The organism is Jatrophihabitans sp. (genome assembly GCF_051960575.1).
Classification (GTDB): Bacteria; Actinomycetota; Actinomycetes; order Mycobacteriales; family Jatrophihabitantaceae; genus JBQCEE01.
Genome location: NZ_JBQCEE010000245.1, coordinates 1 through 7,119, shown reverse-complemented (window position 1 = coordinate 7,119; position 7,119 = coordinate 1). Strand labels below are relative to the sequence as shown.

Annotated in this window: 4 protein-coding genes; 2 read left to right on the top strand and 2 right to left on the bottom strand. The window is 70.5% G+C overall.

Annotation, left to right across the window (positions count from 1 at the left end; genetic code table 11):
- The coding region (locus ACTHMS_RS13665; RefSeq protein ID WP_440307222.1) for an ROK family transcriptional regulator at positions 1–1,044 on the bottom strand (1,044 nt) is incomplete at its 3' end.
- A gap of 187 nt (positions 1,045–1,231) precedes the next feature.
- Here ACTHMS_RS13665 and ACTHMS_RS13660 point away from each other — a divergent pair.
- Positions 1,232–4,300 carry a glycoside hydrolase family 3 C-terminal domain-containing protein gene (locus tag ACTHMS_RS13660; protein WP_440307221.1) on the top strand — a complete coding sequence of 1,023 codons (3,069 nt, stop codon included), beginning with the start codon at positions 1,232–1,234 and terminating at the stop codon, positions 4,298–4,300.
- A gap of 109 nt (positions 4,301–4,409) precedes the next feature.
- On the opposite strand, the gene ACTHMS_RS13655 is transcribed toward ACTHMS_RS13660, so the two are convergent.
- Entirely contained in the window at positions 4,410–6,071 is a 1,662-nt protein-coding gene (locus ACTHMS_RS13655) for an amino acid permease (protein WP_440307220.1), read from the bottom strand.
- 142 nt (positions 6,072–6,213) lie between these two features.
- Between ACTHMS_RS13655 and ACTHMS_RS13650 the strand changes: the two genes are divergently transcribed.
- Positions 6,214–7,005 (top strand): gamma-glutamyl-gamma-aminobutyrate hydrolase family protein, encoded by a 792-nt coding sequence (locus tag ACTHMS_RS13650; protein WP_440307219.1) that lies wholly within the window; start codon positions 6,214–6,216, stop codon positions 7,003–7,005.
- Positions 7,006–7,119 lie beyond the last annotated feature (114 nt).

The window sequence follows — 7,119 nt, the reverse complement described above, 5'->3', positions numbered from 1 at the left end:
GCCGCGGACCCCTTCGACGAGCACGCCGTCGGGGTCGGCCGCAGCGCCGCCGACGATGACGCGCTGCGGGTCGAGCACGACGCAGATCGCCGCCAGCGCCGACCCGACCGCCGTTCCCGCGTCCATGAGCAGGCGTCGTGTGCCGGGGTCGCCCGCGGCCGCCGAGCGCAGCAGGTCGTCGACCGTGCTGTTCGGACGCGTGTGGGCCAGCGCCGTCACCAGCGCGCGTGCTCCGACGACCGTCTCGAGACAGCCGCGGTTGCCGCACCGGCAGATCTGCCCGCCCGGCACGACGGTCACGTGGCCGAGCTCGCCCGCCGCCCCCGAGGCACCCTGGTGCAGGCGTCCGCCGATCACGAGGCCCGCCCCGACTCCCTCGGACAGCATCACGTAGACGAGGTCGTCGGCCCCGGCCCCCGCGCCGAGGCGCCACTCGGCCAGGGCGCCGAGGGTGGCGTCGTTGCCGACCTGCACGGACACGCCCATGAGCGCGCGCAGCTGTCCGGCGATGTCGACGCCCGCCCAGTCGTGCAGCATCGGGGGAGAGGCGAGCTGTTGCGTGCCGAGCACCGGCGCGGCGACCGCGACACCGACGCCGAACAGGCGCGCGGGGTCGATGCCCACCTCGTCCATCAGCCGGGCCGCCGTCCGCGCGACTGTCTGCAACGTCTGTTGAGGCTCATGGTCGACGTCGGCGTCCTCGGCGCGCTCGGCCCGCACGGTGCCGTCCAGACCGGCCACGAGCACGCGCGTCCCGGCGTGTCCGAGGTGGATGCCGATGACGCTGCCGAGTTCGGGGTGCAGGCCGAGCGTGCCGGCCGGGCGACCGCCGGCCACCGCCTTGCTGCGCCGGTCGCGCTCGACGAGCACCGACCCGGCGAGCAGGTCGTTCACCAGTGAGGCCACCGTCGTGCTCGACAGGCCCGTGCGACGGGCGACGTCCGAGCGGGTCGAGTCGGGGTGCGCCTGCACCGCCTGCAGCACGGCGAGCCGGTTGCGGGCCCGCAGGGTGCGCAGCGACCCGTGGCCGGCCACCTCGTCCATGCGGGGGAGCGTAGCGCATTCTTCCGGAAACGGACGAACTCAGGCATGAATTGGCTGTTGTTTCGCCTTGACCCGGCTGAAATGTGTTGGCAATCTCTGCCCTATCGGTGACTTGTCCGTTTCATCCGGACCGTCCTCGAGCCCGCATCGGCCGAACTGTCGGCCCACGATCCCCCGGGAGTCAGCCATGAGACGGAGTCTGTCTCGACGACAGCGTCGACCACTGGTCGTCGCCACGACCATCCTGTCCGCGGCCGGAGCGCTCGCCGTCGCCGGCAGCACCGGTGCCGCCGCCGCGCCGGCCACCGCCGCGGCGAAGGCGCGCGCGGACGTCCCGATCTACCTGCAGCGCAGTTACTCGCCTGCCGAGCGCGCCGCCGACCTCGTGTCGCGCATGTCGTTGGCCGAGAAGGCCGTCGAGATGAACAGCAGCCAGGCGCCGGCGATCCCGCGGCTCGGGGTCGCGGCGTGGGGCTGGTGGAACGAGTCGAACCACGGCGTGAACGCCTCGACCATCACGCCGACCGGCAACGCGACCACGCTGACCAACACCACGTCGTACCCGTCGGACCTCTCGATGGGCAGCACCTGGAACCCCGACCTCGTCTACAAGGAGGCCGGGCTCATCGGTGACGAGGCGCGCGACACGGCGCCGAACAACACCGAGAACCTGGACTTCTACGCGCCGACGGTCAACCTCAGCCGCGACCCGCGGTGGGGCCGCAACGACGAGAGCTGGAGCGAGGACCCCACGCTCACCGCCGCGCTCGCCTCGCAGTACGTCGACGGCCTGCAGGGCCAGACCCAGCAGGGTGTGCTGCCGAAGTCGGCCGACGGCTACTACAAGGCGATCGCCACGCTGAAGCACTACGCGGCGAACAACAGCGAGGTCAACCGCCGCTCCGGATCGTCGGACATGGACCAGCGGACGCTGCGCGAGTACTACACCGACCAGTTCGCGCAGATCATCGAGCAGGCCCACCCGGGTTCGATCATGAGCTCGTACAACGAGGTCAACGGCGTGCCCGCCGCGGCGAGCGTCCAGCTGATGAACGACCTCGCGCGTGACACCTTCGGGTTCACCGGCTACTTCACGTCCGACTGCGACGCGGTCTACGAGATCCAGGCCGGCCACCACTGGCAGCCGCCGACCGCGAGCGCGCCGCTCGACCAGTACGGCCGCACCGCCTACGCGATCTCGGCCGGCGAGGACCTCGACTGCAACTGGGGCTACCACGACCAGTACAGCTACGGGAACACCGTCCCGACCGCGCTGGCGCAGAAGATCAAGACCCAGACCGACACCTTCAACATCGGTGACGTCGACACCTCGCTGGTCCGCCTGTTCACCGCGCGCATCGAGACCGGCGAGTTCGACGCCGAGAGCCAGGTGCCGTGGGTGAAGGCAGCCCGGCAGCGCCTCGGCGGCACCGTGTGGACGAGCAACGCCTCGAACAACGCGATCACCGAGACGCCGGCCCGGCTCGCCCAGGCGCAGCAGAGCGCCGACCAGAGCCTGGTCCTGCTGAAGAACAAGAAGCCCACCGGTGCCTCGGGCAAGCTGCTGCCGCTGAAGGTGCCGTCGTCCGGTGCCTACAAGGTGGCCGTCGTCGGCTACTTCGCCCACCCGGCATTCCTGTTCACCGGCGGCTACTCGAGCATCCAGAGCGGTCAGGGCGCGGCGAACAACGTCGACGCCTACACCGGCATCAAGACCGCGGTGCAGCAGGCCGACCCGGACGCGACGGTCGACTACTTCCCGGGCGTCACCGGCGGCACCACCGCCTCGTCGCTGAACACCGTCGACCCGGCCACCATCGCCGCGGTCAAGGGCTATGACGCGGTCATCGTCGTCGCCGGCACCGACTTCACCACGTCGTCGGAGGACCACGACCGCACCTCGCTCGCGCTGCCCGGCGCACAGTCGTCGATGATCAGCCAGGTCGAGCAGGCCAACCCGAACACCGTCGTCTACCTCGAGACGGTCGGCACGGTCGACACCAGCGGCTTCGCCGCCTCGACCCCGGCACTGCTGTGGAGCTCGTACAACGGGCAACGGCAGGGGGCGGCGCTCGCCGACGTGCTGCTCGGCAAGGTGAACCCGAGCGGGCACCTGCCCTTCACGTGGTACGCCGACCAGAGCCAGCTGCCGGCGATCACCGACTACACGATCCGCCCGACGGGCACGCAGCTCGGCCGCACCTACATGTACTTCCAGGGCGCGCAGAGCTGGCCGTTCGGCTACGGGCAGAGCTACGCGAACTTCACCTACTCGGACTTCAAGGCCTCCAAGTCGGCCGACGCCGAGGGCACCATCACCGCCACGGTGAAGGTCACGAACCGTAGCTCGGTCGCCGGTGCGGCCGTGCCGCAGCTCTACGCGACGACGCCGTTCGCCACCGCCGCGCAGCAGCGGCCGGCCAAGCGGCTGATGACGTTCGCCAAGGTGCAGCTCAAGCCGGGCCAGACCAAGAAGGTCACGCTCACCTTCCCGGCGTCGCGCCTCGCCTTCTTCGACGAGTCCGCGAACAAGGACGTCGTGCAGCGCGGGACGTACGGGCTGCAGCTCGCCACCTCGGCCGACGACGTGCGCCGCACAGCGAGCGTCAAGGTCACCGGCTCGCTCGGGTCGATCCCGACCGTGGTGACGGCCAAGCCGGTCGAGGCCGGTGACAAGGCCGCCGACGTGGCGCAGCGGGTGTACTTCGACCGCGACACCACCATCGACCCGCAGGTGACGGTGTCGTTCGACGACCAGACGCTGCACGGCTACGTCAGCAAGGGCGAGAGCACCTCGCTGCCGGCGAACGTCACGCTCTCGTACCGGTCGGACCGCCCGTCGGTCGTCAAGGTGACCAAGAAGGGAACGCTCCGGACGGTGGGCTCGGGCATCGCGACGGTGACGGTCACCGCGCGGTGGAACGGGCACTCGGTGCAGACCAGCTTCGTGGTCGACGTCGCGCCGCTGCAGATCACCTCGCCAAACACGGCGTCGGCGACCGTCGGCACCGCGGTGAGCATCCCGGTGACGACGCAGACGACGCAGTCGCCGACCCCGGGTGAGGTGCCGACGCTGCGGCTCACCGGTCGGCTGCCGGATGGCCTGCAGTTCACCGACAACGGCAACGGCACCGGCACGATCAGCGGCACGCCGACGTCGGCGGGCAGCGACGGCGTGACGATCCGCGCGCACAACCAGGAGAGCCCTGCGGTGACGCAGACGCTCACCATCACGGTGGCACCCGCGTCGACCTGACCGGGCCGCGGTGACCGCCTGGGTCACCACAGCTGTGCAGCACGGTGCCCCGGCCTCCCGTCCCCCCGGTCGGGAGGCCGGGGCACCGCTGTGTCCGCCGCCGGTCAGCTCACGGGGACGACTGGCCCGGCGTCGCGCCGGGGTGGTGGGCCGTGCGGCCCTGGTGCTCGAGGGCGATCTCGTCCGCAGCGGACACGCCTGCGGGCAGGTCGATGGTGGTCTTCGGCCCGGTGAACCACTTCTTGGCCGACAGGTGCCACCCGATCCACAGCGCCACGAGCGCGCCCAGCACGACGATGGGCGTGTAGTTGACGTACTTGAGGCTGTCCCAGCCGAAGCCCTTGTACCAGGGGGCGCCGAGCGTCGAGCCGGGCAGCAGCGCGATGAACGAGGTGATGGCGATCTCGGCGACCGCGACGAGCGACATCCAGCGGTACCGCTTGCCGATCGTCCATCTGCCGGGCGTGAACGAGTCACCGGCCTTCCACCGCAGGAAGATCGGGATCGCGAAGGCGAGGTAGAGCCCCACCACGCCGATCGAGACGACGGCGAAGAACGCGACGGGCGTCGGGGTCGGGACGCCGTTCACCGGGATGTCGACCTTCACCAGCGCGGGGGAGGTGATGATGACGGCGATGACCGCAGTGAGGATCACGCCGTACACCGGCACCTTGTTGGCATTGAGCCGAGACCAGTACTTCGAGCCCGGCACGGCGCCGTCGCGGCTGAACGCGAACAGCATGCGCGTGGTGCTGGTCATGCACGCCACGGCGCAGAAGAACTGACCCGCGGTCGAGATGAACAGCACGAGGCCCGCCCAGTTCGCCGACAGCGCCTGGCTGAAGATGACCGGGGCGCCACCGCCACCCGCCGACACCTTGTCCTCGTGCTGCACCGCGAACAGGAACGCGAGCAGCAGGATCCAGCCGCCGAGCACCGAGTAGGCGATCGAGCGCCAGATGCCCTTTGCCGCCGCGTCGGCCGCCGAGTGCGTCTCCTCCGACAGGTGGGCCGACGCGTCGTAGCCGGTGATCGTGTACTGGGTGAGGATGAAGCCGAGCGGCACGACGCCGAGCAGGAAGCCGATGCCGCTGGTGTGGCCGCTGAAGAAGCCGGTGTTGTTGATCGTGTGGGTGAAGACGGCCGACACGCTCGCGTGGTGCTTCGGCACGAACAGCAGGATGCCGACGACGAGTGCGGCGCCCGCGACGTGCCACCAGACCGAGATGTTGTTGAGCATCGCGAGCAGCCGGCTCGAGAAGATGTTGACGACCGAGGTCAGCACCAGGATGACCAGGAAGATAATGAAGACGCGGGTCAGGCTGTAGTCCTTCGCCCATGAGTCGCTGAACGCGCTGAGCGTCGAGTCGAGGAACGTGGCGCAGCCGTAGGCGACGGACGCGTAGATGGCCAGGAGGCCGATGAGGTTGAGCCAGCCCGTGTAGTAGCCGGCCTTCACGCCGCCGAGCTTGGACGCCCACCAGTAGATGCCGCCCGAGGTCGGGAACGCCGACACCAGCTCGGACATGCAGAACCCGATGACGAGGATCAGCGCGCCGACGACGGGCCAGCCCCACGCGATCGCGGCGGGGCCGCCGTTGTTCCACCCGACGCCGAAGGTGGTGAAGCACCCGGCGAGGATCGAGATGATCGAGAACGAGATGGCGAAGTTCGAGAAGCCCGACCACGAGCGGTTGAGCTCCTGCTTGTAGCCGAGCGCGGCGAGCTGCTGCTCGTCGGCGTCGTACACCGGGGGCTTGGTCTGCGTCACTGTTGACTGCTCCTAGCGGCTCAGCGACTTGCGTCGGGCGGACCGGTCGTGGCGCGGATCGTAGGCCCGCGGGAAGGTAACGGTCCAGACCCCATACCTTTTGCGGCTTGTCGTGGGGTCGGCGTGTCGAGATGATGGTGCGGTGCCGTCGACCCCTGCGTCCCTGCCCCGGATCGGGCTGACCGTCTACCGCGAGGCGGCGGCGTGGGGGCCGTGGGACGAGCGTGCCGACCTGCTGCCGGCCACCTACGCCGATGCCGTGGTCGACGCCGGGGGAGCGCCGTTGCTGCTGCCACCGGCGTCCGTGACCAGGGAAGCGGCGGACGCGGTGCTCGACGGCGTGCACGGGCTCGTCCTCACCGGGGGTGCCGACGTCGACCCTGAGCGGTACGGGGCCCGGCGCCACGAACGCACGGGGCCGCCGCGGGCAGACCGTGACGGCTGGGAGATCGCGCTCGCCCACGCCGCACTCGACCGCGGCATGCCGCTGTTGGCGATCTGCCGAGGACTCCAGGTGCTCAACGTCGCGCTGGGCGGCACCTTGCACCAGCACCTGCCCGACATCGTCGGTCACGACGGGCACTGCCCGGTCGTCGGCGCACACGCCCGTCACGACGTGCGGATCGAACCGCACTCGCGACTCGCCTCCGCGGTGGGGACGGCAGCATCGGTGCCGACCCATCACCACCAGGCGGTCGCCGCGCTGGCGCCGTCGCTCACCGCCGTCGCGTGGGCCGACGACGGCACCGTCGAGGCGGCCGAGCGACCTGACGGGCCGTGGGTCGTCGGCGTGCAGTGGCACCCCGAGGTCGCCGACGGGCGTCCCCTGTTCGCCGCCTTCGTCGCAGCCTGCCGTGCTGCCATGATCGACACCCGTCCTGACCGCCTCCAGCCGGTTCCGGCGGGTGTCGATCATGGAATGAGGGCCGCGTGAGCGCCGCCGGCAACGTCGAGGCCGCCTGGGCCCAGGCGGTCTTCTCGCCCGTCCCGGTGCGGACCGCCGTCGAGTCGACCGTCGAGCAGTTGGCCCAGGGCATCCGGCTGGGCG

Coding starts and splice junctions, on each gene's coding strand:
- ACTHMS_RS13660 (WP_440307221.1), top strand. CDS start 1,232: ATGAGACGGAGTCTGTCTCGACGACAGCGTCGACCACTGGTCGTCGCC.